Genomic DNA, 26,657 nt, shown 5'->3' with positions numbered 1-26,657 from the left:
TATATCTATAGCATTTACAGTAAATTAACGTTACTGAGAAAACTATAACGTTTTAGTTGATAAAAAAAAGTTAACAATGTAAAAAACAGCTTAAAAAAGCATTATTTTTTTGATGAAGTTTTAAAAGAAATGTAATCTGGAGTTGATTTTTCTACTTCATTTCCTGAAGATTCTTCTACTGTATTTTCGTTAGCTTTAGATTTCTTAAATAACTTTCTTATCAGTTCTTTAAATGTATCAAAATCTACATTATACGAAAGACCAATACCTTGAGTGTAACCAATCTCTTCTCCAAAATTTCTAATGCTATTTTCTCTATTAAATACTTTTGCAGTAAGTGTCCCTTCTTCGTTTAATAGAAAATCTACTTCTACATCTCCAGCTATTACCGTTTCTGTTGCTCCACCAACGGGCACACCTACTTTTCCGTTAATTAAAACACGATCACTTATTTGAGTTTGCAATGTAACCCCAAACCTATCATCTGTCTGGTAATCTGGTCTATTTTGACCAGCTTCATAATTTAAACCTACGTTTAATTTACTGTCTCCAGAGGTAAAAATACCATTCAAAATACCATTTAAACGTTCTGCGATAGTACCCGATGCATTTAAATCATTAAACCCATTTGAAAAAGACCCTGTTGATACTAAAAACAAGGCTTGTCTATCTCGTTCATCTTGAGACTCTAAACGGTAATTAAGCTCTGATTTTATAGTTGAATTCACATTTGGAAATTCAAAGCTAAAGTTTGGATTTAATTGCTCTAAATTACCACTTAGGTTAATATTAAGTTCCACAGGAATACTTCTATTTATGGGATTATCCAATAAAGGTGATGGATTAGCTTGTGTTTTATATACAGCAAGCATGTTAATTTCGGGTAGTGCTGGTTCACCTTCCCAGGCAATTGTTCCTCCGGGTTGCACTATAAATTGCTTTTGTATTAACCCACCATAAGCAAAATTATAAACCCCTTCAAATACGGCATAATCTCCCCACATATCAAACTTACCGTTAGTATTAATCTCTACTAATAGTCCTCCACTACCTCGCCCTTTTAAAGCATGCCCTGTATTTTTATCTATGATAAGTTCAACCTCAGCATCTTCAGTAACATCTAAATCAAAATCAAGCTCTAGTCCTTTTATTTCTTCAAAAACAACTTCTTCCCCCTTTTTTCTCGCTTCCTTTTCCCTTTTAGTTATGAAATGTATATAAGAATTATCACCGAAGGATTCTGAATCACTTAAAGGGATTTTAAAAACGGTGCCGCGTTTTGTTTCACCAACAACACTAATAACCAACTCGTCTGTAGGCCCATATATACTGGCTCTTCCTCCAATAAAACCTGTGCCGTAATACAAAGACTCTTCGGTTTCTTCAGTGTCTAAAACCAATAACCTTGGAGTTACAATATTTAAACCTAAACTCCAATTAGAAAAGTTTACATGACTCAAGCTACCATCTAGCAACCCTTTTGAGTTATGTTTAGTATCAGTTAATCTAATGTTATTAAAAACAAATGTTTGATCTTTTAAAGTTACTGAAGCATTGGTATTAAAATCATAATCGACATTTAAATAAGGAATACCTAAACCACCATTTTTAACAATCAAATCCCCATTTATATCTGGTCTTTTTAAGTCTCCTGTAACTTTTACTTCACCATTTGCTTCTCCTCGAATATCAGATAAAACCCCATCCAATAATGGGTTTAAAGGAAATAAATTGAACGCATTAAAGTCTAATGCAACATTTATTGTAGAACGTTTACCTAAAACCGAAATGTCTCCTTTTGCACTAAACGATTTAGTAATATCATTTTTAATATTAGCATTTACTTTATAGTTGGTAAGTGATTCATTTCCTGTTATAGTAGCATCAAAAGACCCTAAAAGAAAATTATTAACTTTAAAATCATCAATTATAATAGTTGAATTTGGAAGATAACTGCCTTTTTGCTGTAAAACATCTAATTTTCCATTTACATTACCCGCAAGGGATAAGCTATCAATATCTGGAGTGATTTTAGCTAAATCTACATTTCTGAAGTTCAGTTTTATATCTTTTTGAGTTGAGTCTTTGAGAAAACCTGAGAGTTTTATTTCTTCATCTTTATGATTGATTCTAAACTTATCTAACCTGAATTTTGTAAGCTTTTTATCAAAAGATACCTTATGGAATTTATCTTGGTTTTCATTAATAAACCATTTATTGTTTTTTATAGTAACATCTGATTGTTTGAAACCAATAACAGATTCATTATCATTATTTATTGTATGATAAAAACTTAGATTATAAATATCGCTATTTCTCTTTCCTCCATTAAACTCAGAACGCATAAATAACGTATCATTTACTGTTACGTTGATTAAATTGAATTTTGAAACATCATAATATTTTGTATTTAAACTATCAATTTCCACATAAGTATTAAATAAAGGGTTACTATTATCAACCTGCAATTCAATATTATTAGCGAAATTTTCAAGAAACTTAATTTTTGGAGATTTGAATGTAAGCTTGAAATTTTCTTCTTTACTTTCTACACGGCCTCTTACAAATGTATTTTTGCCAAGTTCTACTTCCGGAAAAACAACCTCAACTATTTTATTATAAATTCTAAAATTAAAGTCTATGCTTTGATTGTTATCAACTTCATGCGGAATATAATTAGTGTAAATATGTCCTATTGAGTTTTCAAACAGCTTTTTTATATCTTTAAGAAAGAAACGGCCTTTTAATTCGCCTTCGATAATATCAGGAGAATTGAATTCTACAAAACGTATATCTTTTTCAAAACGAGACGATACATCAAAACGGTTAAAATAATAAGTGTCATTTTCATTTTTATACATGGTATTTCTGAATGCTATTTTACCATGTGCATCATCAAGACTACTACTATTCATGTTCATCTTGACCTTACTTTTAAAAATTGAAATACTATCTTTTTTTACAAAATTTAGTGTGTTTAAGTTAGCATAATCAACTACGGCTTCAAAATCATATTTTTTAACGGCTTCTGAAAAGTCCACTAAACCTGTAAAGTTTAATTGAAGATTTTTATCATTTACATTTAAATTACCATCAAAAATTCTATTTTTCACATTACCGGCAACCTTAACATGTTTATAGTTATAATCGTTATAAACCAACTCAAAAACTTCCCCTTTAACTTGAGTGTCAATCTTTTCAGCAGTAAAGCCTTTACCATTAACATCAAAGTCTAAAGACGCTACACCTACTTTTGGGTCGTTTAAAAACGTTCCAAAATCAAATGTTTCAAAAATCACTTTTCCTCTGTAATCGGCATTATCAATATCATTAATTTTAGTGATTTCTAAATTAGAATCTACAAACCCTAGCTCGGTATCTATTTCTATATCTGCAACTACATTAGTTGATGTAATTTGAGAATTACCTCGAATTGTAAAATACCCTAATCTATCAAAAGATGTTGGTATAGCAGCTCCTAAAACATTTGGCAAGAGTGCTTTTAAATCTTTGTATGTGGATGATAAGTTGCTAAAATCACCGTTCATATAAAAATCGTCTGCTTCTTTACTAAATAGGTTTTTAAAATTTATGTTACCATAAACTCTGGTATTATAGTTTGTATTTAGCTTTAAATTACGAGTATTTAGATCGTTTAAAGTTCCTGTTAAATCTGCGCTAAACTTTGCCGATTGATTAATACCAAACTCATTATAGAAAGTATTAAGTTCGTCTAACAAGATATTAGAGTCTTTGAAGCTGGCATCAACCTGAACCTTATCTACAAAATATTGCAAGTCTTCTCGGGCATACAAAAATTTCAAATCCCCTTTAAGAACCGATCCTGGAGTTTTAATTTCAAGATTTGCAAAGGTCATATCTTGCAAGGTATACGCAAAATCGGTCATCATATTTTTAACCTCTACACCTCTACTATCTTTAAACGACAGTGTATTTATCCTAGCACTAACATCACTTCCATTAATTAGGAAGTTAGTTGCATTAATATTTAAATCATCAAAATGAAGCACTTTAGTGGTTTCCTTATTTTCATCGGAAAGCATAAATAGCCCATCATAAATTGACACGTCGCTTGAGGATAACAAGAAATTACTTTTCCCTGTTCTTGGATTATCATCTTCAAATCTATCTACAAAAATATCCAGATTTGTATCTCTAGAACCCTTATAGGTTTTGATGTTAAAAACAAGTTTCTCAATATCAATATCACCGAAAACCAATTTTCCTTGAGATAAATTTTTAAAACTTAGAATGGATGTGTTAAGCTCTTGGATGCTAATTAGCGTATCTTTTTTATAATCTTCAATATAAATATTCTTAATTTCTACATCTCCATTAAATTGTAAACTAACTTTCTCAATATTAATGTTTGTTTTAAAATCATCATTTAAACGCTTTGTAGCATATTTACCTAAGCTTGTTTGAATAGCAGGAATAGAAAGTACCAGCACCAAAATGATGAATAACAATAACAGAATACCTGCTATTTTTGCTAGTATTTTTAAGATTTTTTTGATGCCCTTAAAGTTATAACTTAATTAAGAATAAACTACTTTTGTATTTACGAGTAATAATAACTGTTGAGATGTTTATTCGTTTTCAAAATTAACAATTATTGTGCCTAATATTTATTAATGTCTTCAGAAAATATTTATATTCTAGGAATTGAGTCATCTTGCGACGATACAGCTGCTTCTATAATCCATAACGGACGTATTTTAAGTAATGTTGTTGCTAGCCAGAAAATACACGAAGCATATGGTGGTGTTGTACCCGAATTAGCTTCTAGGGCACATCAACAAAACATTGTACCTGTAGTACACCAAGCCATAGAAAAAGCTGGAATTAACAAATCGCAATTAAAAGCTATAGCCTTTACTAAAGGCCCAGGCTTAATGGGAAGTTTATTGGTAGGCACCTCATTTGCAAAATCTTTAGCTTATGGATTAAACATTCCGTTGATAGATGTAAACCATATGCAAGGACATATTTTGGCTCATTTTATTGATGAAGACGGATTTGAAAAGCCTCCATTTCCTTTTCTAGCGATGACTATTTCTGGTGGGCATACTCAAATTGTGAAAGTCGACAATTATTTTGAAATGACTGTTATTGGTGAAACTATTGATGATGCCGTTGGTGAAGCTTTTGATAAAAGCGGAAAAATTTTAGGCTTAGGTTATCCCGCAGGACCAGAAATCGATAAACGTGCGGCTCTTGGAAATCCAAAAGCGTTTCAATTTACCAAACCAAAAGTAGATGGTTTAAACTTTAGTTTTTCTGGGTTTAAAACAGCTGTTCTTTATTTTATTCAACGTGAAGTAAAAGCAAATCCAAATTTTATTGAAGAAAACCTTAATGATATTTGTGCTTCTATTCAATACACTATTATTGGTATTTTAATAGATAAGCTAAAGCTAGCCACAAAACAAACAGGAATAAACCATATTGCTATTGGTGGTGGTGTGTCTGCAAATTCTGGAATTAGACAAGCTTTAAAAGATGGCGAACAAAAATTTGGTTGGATTACCTACATTCCTAAATTTGAATTTACAACTGATAACGCTGCTATGATTGCTATAGTTGGGTACCTGAAGTATTTACAAGGTAATTTCGCTGAACAAGATGTTGTGGCTAGTGCTCGATTGAAGATTTAACTTATCACTAATTATAATTAGATGAAAATTACTAAACCTCATGTTCTTTTTTTTATTCTAGGTTTTATTTTTTTATTTTTTGGTTTGATTCATTTTAATTCTGATAACTACTCAGATATCAATATTCATGATACTTACTTAGTAATAGCTTATTTTCATTTATACACTCTAATATCAATAATATTTTCCTTCATAGGCCTGATGTATTATATTCATTCAAAATTCAAAATCCCTTTGATTAAATACTTTACTTATATTCATGTTATTGGAACTTTGGTATGTATTGCTTTATTTTACATTAATCCATTATTTCATAGAAAAGATGATTTTCCTTTGCTTGATGATTCTTATTCAAACAATTCTCTTACAATATTAATAGGAATAATTATTCAAGTAATATTTATTATTAACTCGTTTACAAGTACTATAAATCATCTCTTTAAAAAAAACAATAAGTTATAAACAATCCCTTCTTAAAAACTTATTTCAGCTTTCTTCATATAGCTCAGTATTCCTTTTAAATTTGAAATTGAATTTAAAACCTACATTATGCACAAACAATTACTCACTTTATTATTTATAGGAATAACAACTATTTTAACAGCTCAAACTTCAACTGAAGCTGAACTTCAAATCCTTAAAACACCCAAACAAATTGAAAACTATTTGGAAATAAAAAATTCAAAAAAAAATAAATTAATCACTTTTAATGAAGAGAAACATAAAACCATTTTAGCTAAAGACTTGTTTAAATTACATGTTGGAGCAACAAAAGTTAATGAGGGAGAATTTGAAAAAACGTTTTATAAAGTGATTAATAAATCAAAAAACACATATCACAGAGTCGCCTATATATATTTAGATGCTTCAAAATATAGTATTCCAGAAATTAACAATTTAAGAGAAAAAATTATTGCACAATATAACAATGGGGCATCATTTGATTTTTTAGCAAAACAATACTCAATGGATAGTAACGCTAATAAAGGCGGAGATTTAGGTTGGTTTTTGAAAGGAGATATGCATTCTGATTTTGAAAATGAAGTTTTAAACGAAAATCACAGTTTGAATGATATCTTTACAATTGATATCCCATCTGAAAAATGGTATTATGTTGTATTAAAAACACATGAAGCAAAAGAAATTTCAGAAATTGATGTTTTAAAAATTGTTGAAGCCAAAGAATAATGCAACTTTTCTATAGCCCAGACATAAACGAAAATACTACGGAATTCACTTTTAATAAGGAAGAAAGTAAACATATTACAAAAGTACTTCGAAAAAATATTGGTGATGTATTGCATATTACCAATGGCAAAGGCTGGCTATTTATTGCTGAAATTATTGTGCCCAACATCAATAAGTGTACTGCGACTATTATTACTAAAACATTACAACCAAAACGCGATTACACACTCCATTTGGCTGTTGCTCCTACAAAAATGAACGACCGTTACGAATGGTTTTTAGAGAAGGCTACGGAAATTGGTATAGATTCAATTACGCCGATTATTTGTGATCATAGCGAACGAAAAGTAATTAAACAAGAACGTTTTGAGCGTATTTTACAATCGGCTATGAAGCAATCTTTAAACTGCTACTTACCAAAATTAAACCCAACTTTATCGTTTAAAGAGTTTATTAATCAAAATTTTGAAAGTGATTTATTTATCGCGCATTGTGAAGAAACAGAAAGAAAATCATTGAAACAACAATTAAAAACCAAAACAAACACAACCATTTTAATTGGTCCTGAAGGCGATTTTTCTACTAAAGAAATAGCTAAAGCACTTGAAAACAATTTTATTCCTATAACTTTGGGAGAAACTAGATTGCGCACAGAAACTGCAGCCATTGTTGCTTGTCATTCTGTTGCTTACATCAATCATTTATAATGCTACTTTAACTCCCCCTGTAATATCTAAATTATCGTTTTCAACTAATAATACTAAAGATATTTCATCTTCATCAGTTACTAAGTCTGGAATAGTAATTATAGATTGGCCAGTAAAAGTTTTTAAATCCAAATAAAATTCTTTAGCAACTATATTTGTGTTTTCAATTACTCTATTTCTGTTTTCACCACGTTTAACATTAGTTATTTTTTTATCAATGACTAAAATAACTCTTAGATGTTTCTTTGTAATTGCTCCATTAACTTGAAAACTAAAATTTACATTTTTGTTTTCCATTTTCACATTTGAAATTCTAATGTTATTATTATTTTTTTCTTTTGAGTAATAATCTAATTTACTGTACATGATTGCTTTATTTGAACCAACAAAATGTTCCCTGCCATTAATTACTAATTGTGGTGTATAAATACTACTGCTTTTAAACTTTTTGCTGTAAGCACGCTGTTTATCACTAAAAGTTTTTTTGCTAAAAGGATCCTTCCAACCTATGTAATTCCAATAATCTACATGATAAGAGAGTGCTATTACATTATTGCTAAATTTATTATTAACTTCGGTTAATAATTCATCCGCTGGCGGACAACTTGAACATCCCTGAGATGTAAATAATTCAAGAACAACTATATTGCTCTTATCTTCACTCATATCATAGTACCCAAATAAGGCTAGTATAATTAGAGCAAAAAATATTTTTTGCATAATATTTATTTTTACTTTTGATGAATATGAAGTATAGTGGTACAAAACATAGAAAGCTTACAATAGTAATTTTATTTAGTATACTTTCAACATGTATTTGCTATTCGCAAGAAGTAGCTATTTTAAAATACAAAGGCGGTGGTGATTGGTACGGAAACCCTACTGCCTTACATAACCTTATCCAGTTTTGTAATGATAACATAAATACCCAAATAAGCTCCAAACCACAGACTGTTGAAACAGGAAGTTCTGATATTTTTCAATTTCCATTCTTACACATGACAGGGCACGGGAATGTGTTTTTTAGTGAAACTGATGCTGAAAACTTACGCAACTATTTAATCTCTGGCGGGTTTCTACACATTGATGATAATTACGGTATGCAACCATACATTACCAAAGAATTAAAAAAAGTGTTTCCAGATAAAGATTTAGTAGAACTACCAACAAATCATCCTATTTTTAATATTGAATACAAATTCCCTAATGGGTTACCAAAAATACATGAGCATGATGGCAAACGCCCACAAGCTTTTGGTGTTTTTGATAATGATCGGTTAATACTTCTATTTACATATGAAAGCGATTTAGGTGATGGTTGGGAAGATGCGGAAGTACATAATGATCCCGCTGATGTTAGAGAAAAAGCATTAAAAATGGGGGCTAATATTGTAAAATATGCTTTTGAAAATTAGATATATATGAAACTAAGTTACTATTGTAGTGCTCCTTCCTGTAAAAAACTAAATTATATAAAGGTAAAATCAAATAATCGTTTTGATTTAAAAAACGAAATTGGTCTTGAGATAAACGAAAGGTGTGAGCATTGTGGAAACCATACAAAAAGACACATAAACAGATTACACGCTTCACCGAATTACTATATTATCTTGGGAGGATTGGGATTAGCCATAATAGTAACAATATTACTTTGGGACTTTGGATTTGTTTCTACTTTAAGCGGAGCAATCCCTATTGCTATTTGGATGAGTGAAGAAAAAAAAGCAAGTACTTTTAATAAAGTACTTATACGTGATTAGTTTTAAAAACTCAATAATACCCCTGATATAATTGCAGCTCAACCACTACAATACTAATTTCAATAAACAAACTTTCCCCATTACTTTGGTATGCGATAACGTTAACAATGCTCCTAACATAGGAAGTTTATTTAGGATTGCTGATGCTTTTGGTATTGAAAAATTAATACTTTGCGGAGAAAATATTCAGCTAGGTAGAAAAATGGCTAAAACATCAAGAGCCACAGAAAAGGTTATAGATTACGAAATGAATCTTGACGCTTCAGAAGTCATTAAAGATTTAAAAAGTAAAAATTACCAGATTATTTCATTAGAAATCACTGATTCTAGTCAACCAATTCACAAGGTTCAATTTTCAAAAGAAAAACCGATTGCTCTAATTATTGGTGATGAGAATTTTGGAGTTTCTGAAGACATTCTGAAAAAATCAAGCACCATTATTCATATTGAGATGTTTGGACAAAATAGTAGTATGAATGTGGTACAAGCCACTAATATTGCTTTATATGAAATTACAAAGCAACTTTTGTAAACTGTTTTATATATTTACTCTATGAATTCTAACACCATATCCACTGGTATTTTGAAAGCTATTGGTATTATTATAGGCGTAGCTGTACTGCTATATTTTTTATACCAAATTCAAGCTGTTATTGGTTACATAGCAATAGCTGCTGTGATTTCGCTTATTGGAAGACCCATTGTTCTATTTCTAGAACGTCGACTTAAATTTAAAAATACCATAGCTGTAATTGTTTCTATGGTATTGCTATTAGGTGTTTTTATTGGCTTAGTTTGGTTGTTTATTCCTTTAGTAATCAAGCAAGGACAAAATTTATCATTACTAAATATTGATGAGCTACAAACAAATATTGAAAACCTTTATTCTGAAATTATCACATATTTTGATTTACATCAAATAGATGTTGAACAATCTCTAAAAGATTCCAACCTTCTTTCAAAAATTGATTTTTCATTAATACCAAATTTTTTGAACTCGGTTATTAGCGGACTAGGTAGCTTTAGCATTGGCTTATTCTCTGTGTTATTTATTTCATTTTTCTTTTTAAAAGACAGTAGGTTGTTTGAGAGTGGCGTACTGACTTTTATACCTGATAACAAAGAATCGCGTTGGAAAGCCTCTTCAACGAAAATTAAGGATTTACTATCTCGTTATTTTGTTGGGCTTATATTCCAAATTCTTATACTTTTTATAATTTACACAATTGGTCTATTAATTATTGGCGTAGAAAACGCTGTGGTAATTGCATTTCTTTGTGCGCTTTTAAACCTCATTCCATATGTAGGACCTTTAGTTGGTGCTTTTTTAATGTTAACACTCACCATGACAAGTAATCTTGGTGAATCTTTTAGCGATGTAATTTTACCAAAAACATTTTGGGTTTTTATTGTGTTTTTAATTGGGCAGTTAGTTGATAATTTTGGAAGCCAACCCATCATTTTTTCAAAAAGTGTAAAATCGCACCCACTTGAAATATTTTTGGTAATACTCATTACTGGAATTTTATTTGGAGTAATTGGTTTAATTATAGCTATACCAGCCTATACAGCCATAAAAGTGATTTTAAAAGCGTTTTTATCCGAAAATAAAATTGTAAAAAAGCTTACTAAAGATCTTTAAGTTTTATTTTGAATAAGACTATTTTAAATACTGAAATACAAGAGTTTATAAATTTAAATTTAGATTCAAATATTAATGCTTTAATTTTAAAAGGTATTGCATTTGATAAAGTAGAAGTTAAAGCTATTGCAGAACAAATTGAAGCAAAAAAAAGAAGTAAAACCAAACTTTCCACTTGGTTCAATACTCAAAATATTTACTACCCAAATAAGTTAAATATTGAACAAACCTCTTCTGAAGTTTCAGCAAAATACAAATCAAAATTATTAGAAGGAAATTCTATAATAGATATAACGGGAGGTTTTGGAGTAGATTGTTTTTACTTTTCAAAACAATTTAAATCGGTTACACATTGTGAAATAAACACATCACTTTCAGAGATTGTCAAGCATAACTATAAGCAATTAAATATTGATAATGTTGAAGTAGTACCAGCCAATGGTATTGAATATTTAGAAAATACATCTAAAACCTTTGATTGGATTTATATTGACCCCTCTAGACGACATGATAGTAAAGGTAAAGTCTTCTTTTTAAAAGATTGCTTGCCAAATGTTCCAGAACACTTAGATATCTTATTTGAACATTCAAAAAATATCATGATTAAAACATCGCCTTTATTAGATATATCGGTTGGTATTAACGAATTAAAACATGTAAAAACTATTCATATTGTTGCAGTAAATAACGAAGTAAAAGAACTGCTTTGGGTTTTAGAAGCTAATTTTTTTGGCGAGGCCTCAATAGAAACCATCAATATTAAAAAAGATACTAACGAGTATTTCAAATTCAATTTAATTACAGAAAAAAATAACGATGCTAAATTTAGCTTACCACTAGCCTACTTGTTTGAGCCTAATGCTGCTATTTTAAAAGCAGGTGCTTTTAATCAAATTTCTAATCAGTTAGAAGTATGTAAACTTCATAAACATTCTCACCTATATACTAGCAATAAACTTACAGATTTCCCTGGTCGTGTTTTTAAAATTGAAAGTATAATACCTTACAACAAAAAAGAGATTAAACGGCTATTAATAAAAAAAGCAAACATTACCACAAGACATTTCCCTGAAACGGTTAAGCAAATAAGGGCTAAATTTAAGATTAATGACGGCGGAAGCGTGTATCTATTTTTTACTACAGATTTGAATAACAAGAAAATTGTTTTAATTACTAACAAGATATAAGTTATGATGCTTAAAGAACTTACTGGACAGTATTACATTACTGGTACTAATCAAAATGCAGAATTAACTACTTACAAAGGCATTCTTGATTTAATAGTCGATGAAAACAATAGAGTTAGGGCAAAATGGTTAATCAATGAAACCCAAGAACAATTTGGTTACGGTTTTTTTAAAGACAATATTCTTGTCATTAATTTTAATTACAAAAACGACAATATAATCTTTAAAGGTGTTGTAGTTTACAAGTGTATTTCAAAAGATCTTCTAGAAGGCTTTTGGTCTGAAAAGCATGCTGATCCTAATTATATTGGAGAAGAACACTGTTTTAGACTAAATAAACTAAAAGAAACCATCAATTAAGAACGTGGTTTATTGATACCTCTATCATACATTACAATGCTTCCTGCAATAGATACATTAAGGCTTAATGTTGACTTAAATTTTACTAAAAAATGGGATTTCTCAATAGCTTGCTTAGATAATCCGTGATCCTCTGCTCCTAACAAATAAACGCAGCGTCTTGGATGATTGAATGTTTCTAAAGGTTCTGCTCGCTCAGTAAGTTCTACACCAACTATTCTAGTACCTTTAGGTATATTACTAAGAAAATCATCAAATGTATTATAATGAAAGTATGGCATCGCTTTTACAGCATCATGTGTGTCACAAGCCTGTTTTGCATAACGATTACCAATTGTAAAAATAAAACTAGCTCCTAAGTTTTGAGCGGAACGCCATAAGACTCCTAAATTTTCCGGTGTTTTTCCATTTTGAATACCTATCCCAAAAAATTCATTTTTAAAATTATCATTCATAGAAGACAAAAATAGAAAGAAATTAAAACAAAAAAGCTCCAATATTTTCATATTGAAGCTTTTTGTGAGCCCTGAAGGATTCGAACCTTCGACCGCCTCCTTAGAAGGGAGGTGCTCTATCCAGCTGAGCTAAGAGCCCTCATAGAAAACATTTCTGTTTTCTGGTGTGCAAATATAAAATTAACTAGATATCTAACCAAAAGAAATGTTTTAAAATTTCAACATATTCTTTCATTATTAAAATCAATAATCATTTTTATATTTAAATAGAAAATAAAAAAACCAGAGAATATACATTCTCTGGTTTAATTCAGTAATTCTTCTAAAATATTTTATTAGATATTCTATTTCTTTTAAGAACAGTATCGGTTTTTATATGGAATTTAAATTATGCTTTTTTAAATCTACCAAAAAAACCTTTCTTTTCTGGAGTTCCATAATAACCATATTTAGCACCATAGCCAAAATTTGATTGCTTAACATCATTGACCACAAGCATCATATTATTCAATTTATCTTCAGCGTGTAATTCTTTGGCAAAGTTTAATATTTTCTTTTCTGTATGGTCTGCCCTAGTTAAATATATAGTATGACCAGCATATTGACTTATGAGCAAGGTATCCGTAACTAACATTGAAGGTGCAGTATCTACAATAACATAATCATATTCTTCTGATACTTTATTAAATAAATCTTCAATTCTATCACTCATCAATAACTCAGCTGGGTTTGGTGGCACCTTACCAGAAAGTAAAATATCGATATCAATGTCATTAATTACATAGTTATTAATCGTATCTACTATTTTTACTGATTTATCAGCAAGATACTCCGTTAAACCTAGTTTTTCATTTTTAGCCTTTTCCTTTTTAATAGCTGAATAAATTTGAGGATTCCTTACATCAGCTCCTATCAATAAAACTCTCTTGCCTGTATTTGCCAAAGTGAGAGCCATATTCAAGCTAAAAAATGATTTTCCTTCACCATTTATAGTAGAGGTAACAAAAACTATATTATTATATTTATGCTCATTTTTACTTCGTTTTATAAAGTCAAAATTTGTCCTTATTATTCTAAATGATTCTGATAAAATAGATCTATCATTATGTTCTATTAAAGCTTTGTCACCTTTATCTATTCTAGGAACTTCTCCTAAAACCATGATGTTTTTTATTATTTTTTCTAAATCTTCTTTGTTGTGAATTCTGTTATCTAATAATTGCAATATGAAGATTATCCCAAATGGTATTCCCAAACCTACAATCAAAGACGCCATAAAAGTTATTTTTCTATTGGGAGATACAGGAAAATAATTTGTGTGCGCTTCATCTATGATTTTAGCATTGGGAGATGTTGAAATTAATGATATAGTAGCTTCTTCTCTTTTTTGTAAAAGATAAAGATATAAAGACTCTTTTATTCCCTGCTCCCTCTGGATGTCTCTGGACTCTCTTACTTGACCGGGTACTGCATAAATTTTTTGGCTAATTTTTGCTGATTGATTTTCTAAACTTTTTATTTGAAGTCCAATTGACTTAGCAGAATTATCCAAACTTTGCTTTAAACTGTTTTTTAAATTATTTAGTTGTTGATCTAACGTTACAATGATTGGGTTTTTTTCACTTGAGCTTTTAAGTAGCTTATCACGTTTATCAAGCAATTCATTATATTTTGATGCCATTGAATTTATGGAACCATCTGCAAGACCCACATTACTTGGAATACGTGTTAAAACATCATCGTTAATCTGATTTTTCATAAAATTAACCATACTGTACTCAGTCTTACTAGTTGCCAAACTTTGTTCTGTTCTAGTGCTAGCATTTAAATATAAATCGGCTTCAGAAGTTACATTAGTTAACTTATTACCTGTTTTGAATTGTTGAATTTTGTTATCAACCTCAGATAAATCCGTAGCTATTAAATCGATTCTCTTATTTATAAAATCTGCGGTATTATTAGATTTTTCATTTTTAGCTTCTATAGATGTCCTATTATATTCATCAACTAGGGTGTTTAATATTGCTTTAGCTTTGTTAGGAGAAGCGTCATTCAATGACAAATTTAGGACCTTGGAAAGCTCAGAAGCCTGAGAAATCTTAACACGACTTTTATAATGTTCCGCTAAAGCTTCTAATGATTTTATTCTTATATATATTGTTTGTCCTATAAAATTATCTATTTTCTTTGTGTTAGGGGTGAGAATTATATCCCCAATTGGTGTTGGGAAATTTTTACCAAAAACATACTTCTTTGATACTTCCTCATCTTGAGATTTAGGCGTATAAATAAAATCAAAAGTTGTTGGTGATGTTATGTAGACATTAAAACTAAAATTTGATTTGTAAACAACAGAATCTGATTCAATAAAAGTTATATCTACAGGCGAATTATTATTTGGAAAATATTGTGTGTCATGAAATCTTCCTTTTACAAAAAACTGCCTATTAAGGTCTAGTCTTTTTACGACACCTTTCATTAAACTTCTAGATTTTAGAATTTCTATTTCATCTTCAATCTTCTTATTTTCCGAATTGGATAATTGTCCTAAATCTTTTAGTAATAAGTCTGCAGGGTTTGAGACGCCATCATCATCCATTAACATTATTTTAGCATAAGCATTAAACTGTGGTGTTTCATAACGCAAATAAAAAAAAGCTAATGTTGAAAAAATTAAACAACTAAGCACAAACCATTTCCAATGTTTTAGATACGATAGAATAATTTTTTTTATATCTATATCATCTTGTTTATCAGATAGTGTGTTTCTGTGATTTCTAATTTTTGCTTCCATAAAATTATTAATAACAATACTAATTTCTGGTCAATAAAATAATTGATGATGTTATAATAATTGATGCAATAGATATTGCTGTATTAACTCTTCCATCAAGAAACGAATCACTTTTGGCTGATCTATTAGGCTCAATATACACAATGTCATTCTGAGTCAAATAATAAACAGGTGAGTTAAATAGTTCTTTATTTGTTAAATCAACTCTGGTATACGTTTTTGTACCATTAAAATCTCTAATAACTAATACATTTTTTCTCTGCCCTTTTATATCTAAATCACCAGCCATTGCAATTGCCTCTAATAAAGTAATTCTTTCTCCTGATATTTCATATCTACCAGGTGAGTTAACTTGACCTAAAACAGAAATTCTAAAATTTAAAATTCTAATATTGATAATAGGATCGTTAAGATATATGGAAAGTTTTTCTTTAAAAAGTTCTTTAGCTTCTTCAACTGTTAATCCTAAAAGTTTAATCTTTCCTAATACAGGATAGTCTATGTTACCGTCAATATCAACTAAATAATCAACAAGTTCGACGGATTGATTACCTCCTCCTCTATATAAATTAAAGGGTTTTACAGCTTCTAAATCAAAAGTTGACACGAATATACTGACTATATCATTTACTTTAAATTTAGGTGCAAATGTATCAGTATCAACAATTGTTTCAAAATCTTTTGCAGTTTGAAAATAAACTACATTCTTTTTTGAAACACAAGAAGTAACAAAAAAACAAAATAAAAGTAATAACGGTAATAATGAAACCTTTTTCTTAGAAAGTGATATGTTCATATTTATTTAAATTATTTGGGGCCTTAACCAAAATAAATATACAGATTTGTTTGACTCTGTAGGATTTTAGATTGATTTATATTCTACATTTTTATTAGAACTATTATTAATAATACCTTTAGCTTTTTTATAAATCTTAACTCTAGTATCAAACTTCTCATATTCAGAGTTATTCGATTTATATTCTGGAATTAAATTCTTCATTTTCATCACAATATTATTGTTTTGAAAACGATTAGTTATACAAAGCTCTTCTATTTCAGCTTTAATTTTAGCGTAATCTAATTCCCTAGTTTTACTAATTAATATTTTCTTGTGATAAGTAGATAAAGTGTTTTCACCATTAGCCAATAACTCTTCATATAATTTCTCACCAGGTCTTAATCCTGTAATTTTAATATCAATGTCTTCAGGATATCTTAACCCTGATAATTTAATCATATTTTTGGCAAGGTCGTAAATTTTTACCGATTCTCCCATGTCAAATATAAAAATCTCTCCACCTTTACCCATTGTACCTGCTTCAAGTACAAGTTGAGAAGCCTCAGGTATAGTCATAAAATATCTCGTAATATCTTTATGAGTTAGAGTAAGCGAAGATCCATTTTCTATTTGCTTTTTAAACAATGGAATCACAGAACCGTTAGATCCTAAAACATTACCAAATCGAGTTGTAATAAACTTGGTTTTGCTTTCTTTTTGAAGACAGCTTATATACATTTCAGCCATTCTTTTGGTGGCTCCCATAACACTAGTTGGGTTAACAGCTTTGTCTGTAGAAACAAAAACAAACTTTTTAACGTTATATCTAGATGAAGTGTCTGCAAGTAGTTTTGTGCCATTAACATTAATTTTAATGGCTTCATATGGAGATTTTTCCATCAACGGTACATGCTTGTATGCTGCTGCATGAAATACCATAGTTGGTTTGTGGTTTTGAAAAATAGAGTCTATTCTTAATCCATCTCTAATGTCAGCTACGATTGCTGTATAATTGTGTTTCCCATCTCTCTTTAAATCTTGCTGAACATCATATAATGCAGATTCAGCTTGATCAACTAAAATTAAATGCTTAACATCAAAATTCGATAGTTGCTTAACAAGTTCACTACCTATAGAGCCCGCTGCTCCTGTTACTAGAACTGTTTCTCCTCTAAACTCATTTAGTAGATTAGGATTATCAATTTCTATAGGAGGACGTCCTAATAAATCTTCAATTTGAACTTGTTTTATTTGTTTAGTACTTAACTCTCCATTAATCCACTGCTCAATAGGTGGTACTTTAGTAACTTTTACATCAGAATCTGCTAACTTATCAATAAGTTTCATCAACTTATTTGTATTAGTATTTTGCTGAGCAACAATAACTTCATCTATATCATTGGAAACAACATAATTCTCATCTAAAAATTTATATGATAAAATAGGAACTCCATTTATAAGTTTTCCTTTCTTTTTAACGTTATCGTCTACAAATGCGATAACATTAAAACTAGAACTAGCATTATTTAATAACGCATTATAGGTTACAATTGCTGAATCACCAGTACCATAGATTAATACTCTTTTTGTTAAAAGTAATTTACATTTTAAATACTTGTAAGTCATTTTAAAAAGTAATCTACTTGCACTTAGTACAACAAAACTTAACAGCGCATGTATTACGATTATTGATTTTGGTATTGTAAAGCCTGAAACTAAATCTGTCGCTCTATTCAACAATACTAAAGCAATAGATATTAAAGACATTAATACAACAGATTTAAAAACATTTACAACATCAGTAAAACCTGTATGCCTTATAACACTTTTAAATGAGCCAACTATTAAAAAACTAACTGCTGAAACAAATAAAACAAAAGGGAGTTCTAATACAAATTGATTTAAATCGAAATCAAGCGTAAAATTAAACCTTATAAAATAGGCTAAGAAAAACGTTGCAAGTATTAAAACTAAATCTATACCAAAAACAAGCCATTTAGAGGCATATTTTTGAGAAAAGTAACTAAAGTAGTTCTGTATCATAATTTATAATTTGAGGGTGTTCTTAATATTATTTACAACTCTAGTCAAATCTTCTTGACTTAAATTGGAGCCACTGGGTAAACAAAGTCCTTTTTCAAACAAGGTTTCAGATACCCCATTGGTAAAATGCAAATATCCTTTGAATACAGGTTGCATATGCATGGGTTTCCACAGTGGTCTTGATTCTATATTGTCTTTTAATAATTCTAATCTTATTTTTTCTCTAAGCTCGTATGATTTGGTTTCAATACAAGTAATCCATCTATTAGAAAAGAAACCATTTTGTTCATCTAAAAAAGTAATATCATCAAATTGTGATAAATGCTTTTTGTAAAAATCAAAATTCTTTCTTCTAGCACTTACTCTATCATCGATAACTTCCATCTGCCCTCTTCCAATACCAGCTAAAACATTACTCATTCTATAATTGTAACCTACAGATGAATGTTCGTAATGTGGTGCATTATCTCTAGCTTGGGTTGATAAGAAAACAGCTTTTTTCTTAAGCTCGTCAGAGTTAACAATAAGAGCGCCTCCTCCAGATGTAGTTATAATTTTATTTCCATTGAATGATAATATTCCTGCGTCAGAAAGAGCTCCACATTTTCGGTTAAAATATTTACTACCTAGGGCTTCAGCACTATCTTCAACTACAGGTATGTCGTATTTTTTTGCTATGGCGTTAATTTCATCAACCTTATAAGGCATACCGTAAAGATGTACGGCTATCATAGCTTTAGGTTTTCTATGTTTTTCTATACGATCTTTAATAGCTATTTCTAGCAACTCTGGAGAAATATTCCAAGTGTCTTTTTCACTATCAATAAAAATAGGTGTAGCTCCCAGATATAATATAGGATTTGCTGATGCTGAAAAAGTAAAACTTTGACATAAAACTTCATCTCCATTTGTAACTCCTAAAATCTTAAGAGCTAGATGAATAGAAGCAGTACCTGAACTTAAGGCTGCTACATGCTTGTTTCCACCTAAATAGGTTTGTATGTCATTCTCAAAACCATCAACGTTTGGCCCTAAAGGAGCAATCCAATTTGTTGAAAAAGCTTCGTTAACAAATTTTTGCTCTGACCCACCCATGTGAGGCGATGATAAATATATTTTCGTTTTAGTCAACATTAAAATTTTGCAATTATTAAATTTTTAGTGCATGTACATAGGCTTATACCACAACAAATAGCTATGTTAATTTTAAACATGAAATGTAATCTGGATATTTCCCTCTTGTACATAAAACAAAATCAATTTACTTTTTAATAACTTAAATAAATCAATTTACTTTCTAATTGGTTTCAAAATAAATAAACTATATTTCGCTTTTGCGCTAATATGTTATTTTTGAGAGTTTTAAAAATATTTTAAATCCTTTTTAGAAAACTAAATCAATAATGCTATTAATCAATCTAATTCTGTTTAACGGGGTAAATTTAGTAATTGTTTTAATGCAAGAAGAGTAGAATTAGTTTAATTCGCTAAAACAGTAATTAAAATCGGTTAACTACATTTAACACTCATGAATAAAGGCAAAACCAAGCATATTATCGAAAAATTTAACAAGCGATTATTTACTGTATGTTTTTGTTATTACATTTGTCTGATATTTGGTATGCTATATTTCTTACTCCCTAAATGCTCTAATTGTATAGTGTAATACAATTTTTAACCTAACACTTAAGTGAAATGGCACAAACTACTCTATTAAACCAAAAGGCAACTCCAACCAAAGTTGCTATAATCTTGCCTTGTTATAATGAAGAAGAGGTTTTAAATTACTCCTCCAAAAAATTATTAGAATTATTAAATAGACTAATAGAAGAAAAAGTTATTGACAGGTCTAGCTTTTTATTTTTTATAGATGATGGTAGTAAAGATAAAACTTGGGATATTATCGCTGATTTATCTCATAAACACGAGAATATTAAAGGTTTAAAGCTATCTAGAAATTTTGGTCATCAAAATGCGGTACTAGCAGGTTTACAAATAGGACACCAAGAAGCAGATTGCACAATTTCTATAGATGTTGATTTACAAGATGACATCAATGTTATAAAAGATATGATTCTTGCTTACCAAGCTGGAAATCAAATAGTTTATGGTGTAAGAAACGAAAGAGCTACTGATACTTTTTTTAAAAAAAATACAGCATTATTATTTTATAAACTTATAAAGGGCTTAGGTGTTGAAATAGTATATAACCACGCAGATTTTAGGTTAGCAAGCAAAAATGTGATTGAAAAACTTTTTAATTTCGATGAAGTAAACTTATTTTTAAGAGGTATGTTTCCTCTTATAGGTTTTAAAACTACGAGTGTGTTTTATAATCGTTTGGAAAGAACTGCAGGAGAATCTAAATACCCATTTAAAAAAATGTTAGCTTTTGCCTGGGAAGGTATTACTTCTTTTAGCATAAAGCCTTTGAGACTTGTTACGCGATTGGGAATGCTAGTCTTTCTTATAAGCATACTATTAGCATTTTACTCGTTATATTCATTCTTTTTTAAAGATACTGTTCCTGGTTGGACCTCGATAACCCTTCCAATATATTTTATTAGTGGAATACAACTCCTTAGTATGGGAGTTTTAGGTGAATATATAGGAAAAATATACAAAGAAACTAAAAAACGTCCGCGTTTTATAATTGAAGAAGTGATTTAAGTTTCAAATTAAAAAATCACTGATTTTCATCTAAAAAAAAAGAAATGACTTCAATCATAAATAGAACTAACGTTTTTTTATCAAACCTAGACTTTAACCAATTTGTAGAAAGATTTAAATCATGGCAGATTTTAGCAATCATTCTTTCGATTTATTACTTAGGTTTTATTCCAGGTGACAATGAAGAAAATTATCTACAACTAGCTAAAGCCTTTTATGATCCAGAATGGATAAAGAACTCTTTTGTTTTCTCCGAATCTTCTGGAGCTAGATTATTATATCAATACATCGTTGGATTTTTTCTAAGTTATTTTTCATTTGAAACAGTGACTATTTTCTTCAGATTGATTTTAATCATTGCCTACTCGCTTGTTTTAAGTAAAATATACAAGAAAATAAAGCTTAACAATCTTTGTATTGCAGCACATTTAGTCTTTCTTTTCCTTGACCACCAGTCTCTTTTTGGTGGAGCTTGGATGTTAGTAAGTATCGAAGCCAAAGGATTTGCTTATTTGTTTGCACTTTTAGGTTTATATAATATTTTAAACAAGAGAGATTATAGGGCTATCGTCTTTCTTATTATAGCTACATACTTTCATATTTTAGTAGGTTTTTACATGTTCGCATATCTTATGCTAACTTTAATATCGTTAGATAAATTATCTATAAAAAACTTAAAATCTATCATATTAAAATCGCTAATTTACTTTGTTGTAATAGGACCATTTGTAGTATATCTATTATCTGCCACTCAAGTAGATCCTTCGTTAAAACCAAATTCAGACTGGATATATACACATTATAGAAACCCGCACCATACAACTCTCTTTAAGTCTTTAGATTATTTTTTACATAACCATTTATTTGGAGTATCTTATGCTATAATAGGGTTAGTAATTTTAGTTTATTTAAAATCTCATAAAAAATCAAATTACGAGTTATCATTTCTTTATAATTTTGCAATAATTTCTTTGTTTATAACACTACTTATAGTTCCAATATCGTACTTTGATAAATCTGGAACTTTTTTAAAATATTACCCTTACAGAATCAATACTGTATCTACATTTGTATTGACGCTTTTGATAACCAAGTCGCTATATAATGCTATTAAGAGTAATTATTTAAATAAAATATACTTTTTTTTAATTTTGGTGTTTTGCATATCCCTTATGCCTCTTTTATTATCACGTATTAATAAATCTCTTAATTATTTAAAATTAGATGAGTTTGATGATGTTTGTTATTACATAAAAGATAATATTGAAAAGCAAGCTGTAATATTTAGTCCTCTTGAAGAGTATAGCATGACGAGAAAAATGGAAAGAGACAGGTTTGTATTGTTTAAATTTGTTCCAGCTGATTTAAGTAAAATCCATGAATGGTATAATCGAGTTGAAGCAAAAAAAGGGGCTGTAAAGAATATAGATTCTTTAGAGAAACTAAGTAAAAAATATAAGATTAATTATTTATTAACCAATGAAGAAAGCTTAGGGGAATATCTTAACTTAATTTACAAAAACAAACAGTATTATTTATATAAGATTAATAATAAAATTTAACCATTTTATTTTAATCTAAAACGCTATTTATATATTAGCTATTTATCTTTAATAAGATAACGATTATTTTTTTTAATCGAATAAATACATTTTTTATTTAATCTTTAAATAAATACAACTACTAATGAGTAATTACAAGTTTACAGTTTTTACAGCAACCTATAATAGAGCAGATAAAATACATCGTGTATATGATAGCTTAAAAAAGCAAATATTTAAAGACTTTGAATGGTTAATAGTTGATGATGGATCTACAGATAACACAGAGGAAATAGTTCTCAAATGGATTAATGAATCAAACTTTTTTCCAATACGATACATAAAAAAAGAAAATGGCGGTAAGCACACTGCTTTTAATATAGGTGTCAAAGAGGCTAAAGGAAAACTTTTTTTACCATTAGATAGTGATGATAGCTGTGTGCCCGAAGCATTAGAAGTGTTTAATATAACTTGGGAAGGAATTGAGGATAAATCAAATTTTTCAGCTGTTACTGCATTATGTAAAGATGAAAATGGAGAAATTGTAGGTCAAAAATACCCAAAAGACATCTTTGATTCTGATTCTATAGAATTAAAATACATTCATAATGTTGATGGTGAAAAATGGGGTTTTCAAAGAACAGATATTCTTAAAGAGTTTCCCTTTCCTGAACCCGAAAACCTTAAGCTTTATCCTGAGGGAGTTATTTGGAACAAGATTTCTAGAAAATATAAAACAAGATTTATAAATAAAGCTTTAAGGATATATATCCCAGGAGAAGATAGCTATACCTCTGCACCGGTAAAAAAGTTTTCTAGAGCTCTAGCCATTGGTCATACAAGTATTTTAAATGATTGTATTGACTACTTTTGGAGAAACCCCATAGCATTTTTTAAAACTGCTGTTCATTATACAAGATTTACATTGCATAGTAAAAATCAATTTTTCAGTAATCTAAACAACAACCTAGCACGACTTATAGTTGTTATTTCTTTGCCCATAGCTTTTCTAGTTTTTATGAAAGATAATTTAAAAAAATAAATACTTCATAAACTAATATTTTTAATAAAAAAAATAATGAACAAAATAATAAGAGCAGATTTATATAGATATGGTGCTGAAAACAAAGTATTTAAAGGGTTAAAAGAACCTGGATTTAGATATTTATATTTTCTCAGAAAAGCTTCAGAGAAAAATAAATTTTCTTTACTAGGATTGTCTTATAGGTTAATTTTACGGAGGTTAGGATATAAATATGGTTTTCAAATACCTGTAAAAACTAAAATTGGAAAAGGTTTTTTTATTGGTCACTTTGGTACTATTGTTATAAATGAAGCTGTAAAAATTGGAGAAAACTGCAACATAGCACATTCAACGACAATTGGAAAAGCTAGTAGAGGGAAATTAAAAGGCACTCCTACTTTAGGAAATTATGTATGGATAGGGACTGGCTCAGTAATTGTAGGTAAAATTACAATTGGAAATAACGTATTAATAGCACCTAATACATTTTTAAATGTAGATGTTCCTGATAATTCATTAGTAATTGGTAATCCTGCCAAAATAATAGAAAAAATAAATCCTACAGACGGGTATATCAACAACATACATCCCCAATTATAACTTCTATATGAATAACAAAGCTTAATAAAAAAAGAGGTTTGGAATATCCAAACCTCTTTTTTTATTACCGAGCTAACATCGCTACTTGTCAACTGAATTTAAAAATTCTTCTAAGTCAGAGTATCCATCACCATCACTATCTCCTTTTCCATCAGAATTTAAGTTTCCAAACATAATATTTTCCCATATATCTGCCATACCATCCTTATCCGTATCATATCCCGCTGGCCTAGTATTCTCTGGTATTGTTGGATAACTAATCTGACTTAAATCTGTTTTATCTGGCAAATCACCATTATCTTTACATTGGTAACAAGTTTCGTTAATTGGGTCTGCAACATATTCAGAATCATTTCTATCTAAATAAACTCCATAGGTACCATCTGCTTTTAGATATTTATTAGCTCCAACATCGGATAAAACTGATGTATACGCATTATCTGTACCTAATCGCCTAATTGGAACACCAAGGTCTGGAAATTCAGTTGATTGCCTGTACAATGCCTCGTCCTGAGGCGTCACTGGTGATGACTGATCTAAGCTAGATCTCCATATTACAAATAAGTCTCCCCAATTATCATTACTTGGTTCTAAGTTCCCAAACGGATCTATTCTTCTATTACCTGATGAATAAACTAACGGAGATCCATTACTAATATATTCTCCTATCTTGTTATATCCTCCTCCACTAATTTTTGAAGCGGATCCTGCTTTATATGTATTATTAATCAAGTTAGACTTTGATTGATTAAAAAAAGTACTTAATCTATTTCTGTAGTTATAAATTACATTTTCAACAATTTCTACTTCAGAAATTCCTGACACATTAGGAAATCTATGATCTACATGTGCAAATAAGTTATGATGCACACTATTTTTCCCCCCTAAAGCATCTCTGGGTGCATCAACAGCACTTCCTACTATTCCTCCAGTATGACAATCTGCTATAATAGACCTTTGTATTGTAAAATCTCCAGTTCCATTGTTTCTATCATTATTATCTTGTACAGTAATTCCTGGAGTAATCCAAGCATACCTCATTGACACATGATCCAAAATACAATTATTAGAACCCGAACCATTCATAGCAGCACTTTTTTGAGAACTTTCAAAATAATCTGTATTAACTATTCTTATGTATCTCATAATCAAGTTTTCAGCCTGATAGAAACCAAACCACTTACCTTGAATTGTTATACCACCTTCTGGTGCAGTTTGACCTGCAATTGTCAAATTATTAATCCCCACGTTAAGTGTAGAGCTACCTGTGTTAATAGTACCACTTACATCAAAAACAACTGTAACTGGGGTATTGTTGTTACTAGTGGTAATTGCCCACCTTAGCGTACCAACACTTCCGTCATCAGCAAGTGATGTTACATGCCTAACATCACCACCTCTTCCACCAGTTGCATTAGCTCCAGCTCCTTCTGCAGTTGGAAATGCTTTTAATTCTGTTGCAATATCTTCTTCCCTTGGTTGTACAATTATTGTAACAGTAGCAGTATCACAATTATTTGAATTAGCGCTATCACAAATTGTATATTGAAAAGAATCTTGCCCTGAAAAACCGGGGTTTGGGGTATATATAATAGAATCATCTATGAGGTTGTTTGGTGTTTGATTATTATCAATAGATAAAACACCATTAGATGGATTTGTATTTGAAAAGTCAATAAATGTAGGAATATTTACATCGTTTACATACGGCTCTATATCTAAAGCAATATTTTCTAAAGTTGAGACATCATCATCTTCCAATTCAACCTGAGGGTCTTGACCTTGATCCTCAGTATTAACTTCTTCAGTTTCATCCTGTGTCTCTTCTTCAGCTATTAATGCAGACTCATCTATAATGAATGCTTCTTCGTTATTGCAAGAGGGCAAAAAAAGTAAAAAAAGTAAAATAACAGTCAATGTTTTGGGATTTAAAAGTAGGTTTTTCATTTTAGTAATTTAGGTTTAAATGGGGAATCAAATATATATACTTTAAATCGGATTTTTATGCATTTCATCGAAAAAAGTGATTTTTTTGTAATAAATTTAATATAAAATGCATTTTGTCGATTTATTTTCAAGCTCATATACGTCTAGAAATAAAAAAAAGATCATGAATTTTAATAAATAAAACATTTTGGCGCGAATTTAGGTCGTTAATCGGATTTTTAAAAGAGTTGTTAATAAACTTGTGATAAGTAATTATATGTAAGATTTTTTGAGCTTGTATAAT

At 29.6% G+C, this 26,657-nt stretch carries 21 protein-coding genes and 1 tRNA gene; 13 read left to right on the top strand and 9 right to left on the bottom strand.

The window, feature by feature from the left end; genetic code table 11:
* Positions 1 to 101 precede the first annotated feature (101 nt).
* Complete coding sequence (locus Q0772_RS13750; RefSeq protein ID WP_298345984.1) at positions 102 to 4,490, bottom strand: translocation/assembly module TamB; 4,389 nt, start codon at positions 4,488 to 4,490, stop codon at positions 102 to 104.
* 165 nt (positions 4,491 to 4,655) lie between these two features.
* Here Q0772_RS13750 and tsaD point away from each other — a divergent pair, with 165 nt between their 5' ends.
* The 3 genes from tsaD to Q0772_RS13735 all read left to right on the top strand — a co-directional run bounded on the left by tsaD (position 4,656) and on the right by Q0772_RS13735 (position 7,573).
* Positions 4,656 to 5,678 (top strand): tRNA (adenosine(37)-N6)-threonylcarbamoyltransferase complex transferase subunit TsaD, encoded by a 1,023-nt coding sequence (gene tsaD, locus Q0772_RS13745; protein ID WP_298345982.1) that lies wholly within the window; start codon positions 4,656 to 4,658, stop codon positions 5,676 to 5,678.
* 549 nt (positions 5,679 to 6,227) lie between these two features.
* A complete protein-coding gene (locus Q0772_RS13740) occupies positions 6,228 to 6,866 on the top strand; it encodes a peptidylprolyl isomerase (RefSeq protein ID WP_298345980.1) in 639 nt (212 codons plus the stop codon).
* Complete coding sequence (locus tag Q0772_RS13735) at positions 6,866 to 7,573, top strand: 16S rRNA (uracil(1498)-N(3))-methyltransferase (RefSeq protein ID WP_298345978.1); 708 nt, start codon at positions 6,866 to 6,868, stop codon at positions 7,571 to 7,573. The genes Q0772_RS13740 and Q0772_RS13735 overlap by 1 nt, the downstream gene beginning before the upstream one ends.
* Here the strand turns inward: Q0772_RS13735 and Q0772_RS13730 are convergent.
* A complete protein-coding gene (locus tag Q0772_RS13730) occupies positions 7,568 to 8,293 on the bottom strand; it encodes a DUF1223 domain-containing protein (protein WP_298345976.1) in 726 nt (241 codons plus the stop codon). The genes Q0772_RS13735 and Q0772_RS13730 overlap by 6 nt on opposite strands.
* 26 nt (positions 8,294 to 8,319) lie before the next feature.
* Between Q0772_RS13730 and Q0772_RS13725 the strand changes: the two genes are divergently transcribed.
* From Q0772_RS13725 to Q0772_RS13700, 6 genes are read left to right on the top strand one after another with little or no spacing between them, the layout of a single operon-like run.
* Positions 8,320 to 8,988 (top strand): DUF4159 domain-containing protein, encoded by a 669-nt coding sequence (locus Q0772_RS13725; RefSeq protein WP_298345974.1) that lies wholly within the window; start codon positions 8,320 to 8,322, stop codon positions 8,986 to 8,988.
* A 6-nt stretch (positions 8,989 to 8,994) separates the two neighbouring features.
* On the top strand, positions 8,995 to 9,333 hold the full coding sequence (locus tag Q0772_RS13720) for a hypothetical protein (RefSeq protein ID WP_298345972.1): 339 nt from the start codon (positions 8,995 to 8,997) through the stop codon (positions 9,331 to 9,333).
* A 31-nt stretch (positions 9,334 to 9,364) separates the two neighbouring features.
* Entirely contained in the window at positions 9,365 to 9,865 is a 501-nt protein-coding gene (locus Q0772_RS13715) for a TrmH family RNA methyltransferase (protein ID WP_298345970.1), read from the top strand.
* Positions 9,866 to 9,886: 21 nt separating this feature from the next.
* Entirely contained in the window at positions 9,887 to 10,975 is a 1,089-nt protein-coding gene (locus Q0772_RS13710) for an AI-2E family transporter (RefSeq protein WP_298345968.1), read from the top strand.
* Positions 10,976 to 10,983: 8 nt separating this feature from the next.
* A complete protein-coding gene (locus Q0772_RS13705; protein WP_298345966.1) occupies positions 10,984 to 12,162 on the top strand; it encodes an RsmD family RNA methyltransferase in 1,179 nt (392 codons plus the stop codon).
* Positions 12,163 to 12,165: 3 nt separating this feature from the next.
* On the top strand, positions 12,166 to 12,522 hold the full coding sequence (locus Q0772_RS13700) for a hypothetical protein (protein ID WP_298345964.1): 357 nt from the start codon (positions 12,166 to 12,168) through the stop codon (positions 12,520 to 12,522).
* Here the strand turns inward: Q0772_RS13700 and Q0772_RS13695 are convergent.
* The 6 genes from Q0772_RS13695 to Q0772_RS13670 all read right to left on the bottom strand — a co-directional run bounded on the left by Q0772_RS13695 (position 12,519) and on the right by Q0772_RS13670 (position 19,726).
* Positions 12,519 to 12,977, bottom strand: coding sequence for an RNA methyltransferase (locus Q0772_RS13695; protein ID WP_298346072.1), 459 nt, complete (start codon positions 12,975 to 12,977; stop codon positions 12,519 to 12,521). The two genes, Q0772_RS13700 and Q0772_RS13695, sit on opposite strands and share 4 nt — an antisense overlap.
* Before the next feature lie 65 nt (positions 12,978 to 13,042).
* Positions 13,043 to 13,116 (bottom strand) — tRNA-Arg (locus Q0772_RS13690).
* 249 nt (positions 13,117 to 13,365) lie between these two features.
* Positions 13,366 to 15,771 (bottom strand): polysaccharide biosynthesis tyrosine autokinase, encoded by a 2,406-nt coding sequence (locus tag Q0772_RS13685; protein ID WP_298345962.1) that lies wholly within the window; start codon positions 15,769 to 15,771, stop codon positions 13,366 to 13,368.
* Positions 15,772 to 15,790: 19 nt separating this feature from the next.
* The gene (locus Q0772_RS13680) at positions 15,791 to 16,567 is read right to left on the bottom strand and encodes a polysaccharide biosynthesis/export family protein (protein ID WP_298345960.1); all 777 of its coding nucleotides are present in this window, start codon (positions 16,565 to 16,567) and stop codon (positions 15,791 to 15,793) included.
* A gap of 66 nt (positions 16,568 to 16,633) precedes the next feature.
* Complete coding sequence (locus Q0772_RS13675; RefSeq protein ID WP_298345958.1) at positions 16,634 to 18,592, bottom strand: nucleoside-diphosphate sugar epimerase/dehydratase; 1,959 nt, start codon at positions 18,590 to 18,592, stop codon at positions 16,634 to 16,636.
* A gap of 3 nt (positions 18,593 to 18,595) precedes the next feature.
* Positions 18,596 to 19,726 (bottom strand): aminotransferase class V-fold PLP-dependent enzyme, encoded by a 1,131-nt coding sequence (locus Q0772_RS13670; protein WP_298345955.1) that lies wholly within the window; start codon positions 19,724 to 19,726, stop codon positions 18,596 to 18,598.
* A 561-nt stretch (positions 19,727 to 20,287) separates the two neighbouring features.
* On the opposite strand from Q0772_RS13670, the gene Q0772_RS13665 reads away from it, so the two are divergent.
* From Q0772_RS13665 to Q0772_RS13650, 4 genes are all read left to right on the top strand, one after another.
* The gene (locus Q0772_RS13665) at positions 20,288 to 21,262 is read left to right on the top strand and encodes a glycosyltransferase family 2 protein (protein WP_298345953.1); all 975 of its coding nucleotides are present in this window, start codon (positions 20,288 to 20,290) and stop codon (positions 21,260 to 21,262) included.
* 44 nt (positions 21,263 to 21,306) lie between these two features.
* Entirely contained in the window at positions 21,307 to 22,824 is a 1,518-nt protein-coding gene (locus tag Q0772_RS13660) for a DUF6798 domain-containing protein (protein WP_298345951.1), read from the top strand.
* Between the two features lie 124 nt (positions 22,825 to 22,948).
* Positions 22,949 to 23,845: a glycosyltransferase family A protein gene (locus Q0772_RS13655; RefSeq protein WP_298345949.1), complete on the top strand. Its 897-nt coding sequence runs from the start codon at positions 22,949 to 22,951 to the stop codon at positions 23,843 to 23,845.
* A 36-nt stretch (positions 23,846 to 23,881) separates the two neighbouring features.
* A complete protein-coding gene (locus Q0772_RS13650; RefSeq protein ID WP_298345947.1) occupies positions 23,882 to 24,427 on the top strand; it encodes a serine acetyltransferase in 546 nt (181 codons plus the stop codon).
* Positions 24,428 to 24,508: 81 nt separating this feature from the next.
* Here the strand turns inward: Q0772_RS13650 and Q0772_RS13645 are convergent, their stop codons facing one another.
* Positions 24,509 to 26,374: an Ig-like domain-containing protein gene (locus tag Q0772_RS13645; RefSeq protein WP_298345945.1), complete on the bottom strand. Its 1,866-nt coding sequence runs from the start codon at positions 26,372 to 26,374 to the stop codon at positions 24,509 to 24,511.
* Positions 26,375 to 26,657 lie beyond the last annotated feature (283 nt).

The sequence above is a fragment of the uncultured Algibacter sp. genome (assembly GCF_947490405.1).
Taxonomy (GTDB): Bacteria; Bacteroidota; Bacteroidia; order Flavobacteriales; family Flavobacteriaceae; genus Algibacter_B.
The sequence above is the reverse complement of the archived record's forward strand: the minus strand, read 5'-3'. Positions and strand labels throughout refer to the sequence as shown.

Coding starts and splice junctions, on each gene's coding strand:
- Q0772_RS13710 (WP_298345968.1), top strand. CDS start 9,887: ATGAATTCTAACACCATATCCACTGGTATTTTGAAAGCTATTGGTATT.
- Q0772_RS13695 (WP_298346072.1), bottom strand. CDS start 12,977: ATGAATGATAATTTTAAAAATGAATTTTTTGGGATAGGTATTCAAAAT.
- Q0772_RS13655 (WP_298345949.1), top strand. CDS start 22,949: ATGAGTAATTACAAGTTTACAGTTTTTACAGCAACCTATAATAGAGCA.
- tsaD (WP_298345982.1), top strand. CDS start 4,656: ATGTCTTCAGAAAATATTTATATTCTAGGAATTGAGTCATCTTGCGAC.
- Q0772_RS13720 (WP_298345972.1), top strand. CDS start 8,995: ATGAAACTAAGTTACTATTGTAGTGCTCCTTCCTGTAAAAAACTAAAT.
- Q0772_RS13685 (WP_298345962.1), bottom strand. CDS start 15,771: ATGGAAGCAAAAATTAGAAATCACAGAAACACACTATCTGATAAACAA.
- Q0772_RS13700 (WP_298345964.1), top strand. CDS start 12,166: ATGATGCTTAAAGAACTTACTGGACAGTATTACATTACTGGTACTAAT.
- Q0772_RS13660 (WP_298345951.1), top strand. CDS start 21,307: ATGACTTCAATCATAAATAGAACTAACGTTTTTTTATCAAACCTAGAC.
- Q0772_RS13740 (WP_298345980.1), top strand. CDS start 6,228: ATGCACAAACAATTACTCACTTTATTATTTATAGGAATAACAACTATT.
- Q0772_RS13725 (WP_298345974.1), top strand. CDS start 8,320: ATGAAGTATAGTGGTACAAAACATAGAAAGCTTACAATAGTAATTTTA.
- Q0772_RS13680 (WP_298345960.1), bottom strand. CDS start 16,567: ATGAACATATCACTTTCTAAGAAAAAGGTTTCATTATTACCGTTATTA.
- Q0772_RS13650 (WP_298345947.1), top strand. CDS start 23,882: ATGAACAAAATAATAAGAGCAGATTTATATAGATATGGTGCTGAAAAC.
- Q0772_RS13645 (WP_298345945.1), bottom strand. CDS start 26,374: ATGAAAAACCTACTTTTAAATCCCAAAACATTGACTGTTATTTTACTT.
- Q0772_RS13730 (WP_298345976.1), bottom strand. CDS start 8,293: ATGCAAAAAATATTTTTTGCTCTAATTATACTAGCCTTATTTGGGTAC.
- Q0772_RS13675 (WP_298345958.1), bottom strand. CDS start 18,592: ATGATACAGAACTACTTTAGTTACTTTTCTCAAAAATATGCCTCTAAA.
- Q0772_RS13735 (WP_298345978.1), top strand. CDS start 6,866: ATGCAACTTTTCTATAGCCCAGACATAAACGAAAATACTACGGAATTC.
- Q0772_RS13665 (WP_298345953.1), top strand. CDS start 20,288: ATGGCACAAACTACTCTATTAAACCAAAAGGCAACTCCAACCAAAGTT.
- Q0772_RS13670 (WP_298345955.1), bottom strand. CDS start 19,726: ATGTTGACTAAAACGAAAATATATTTATCATCGCCTCACATGGGTGGG.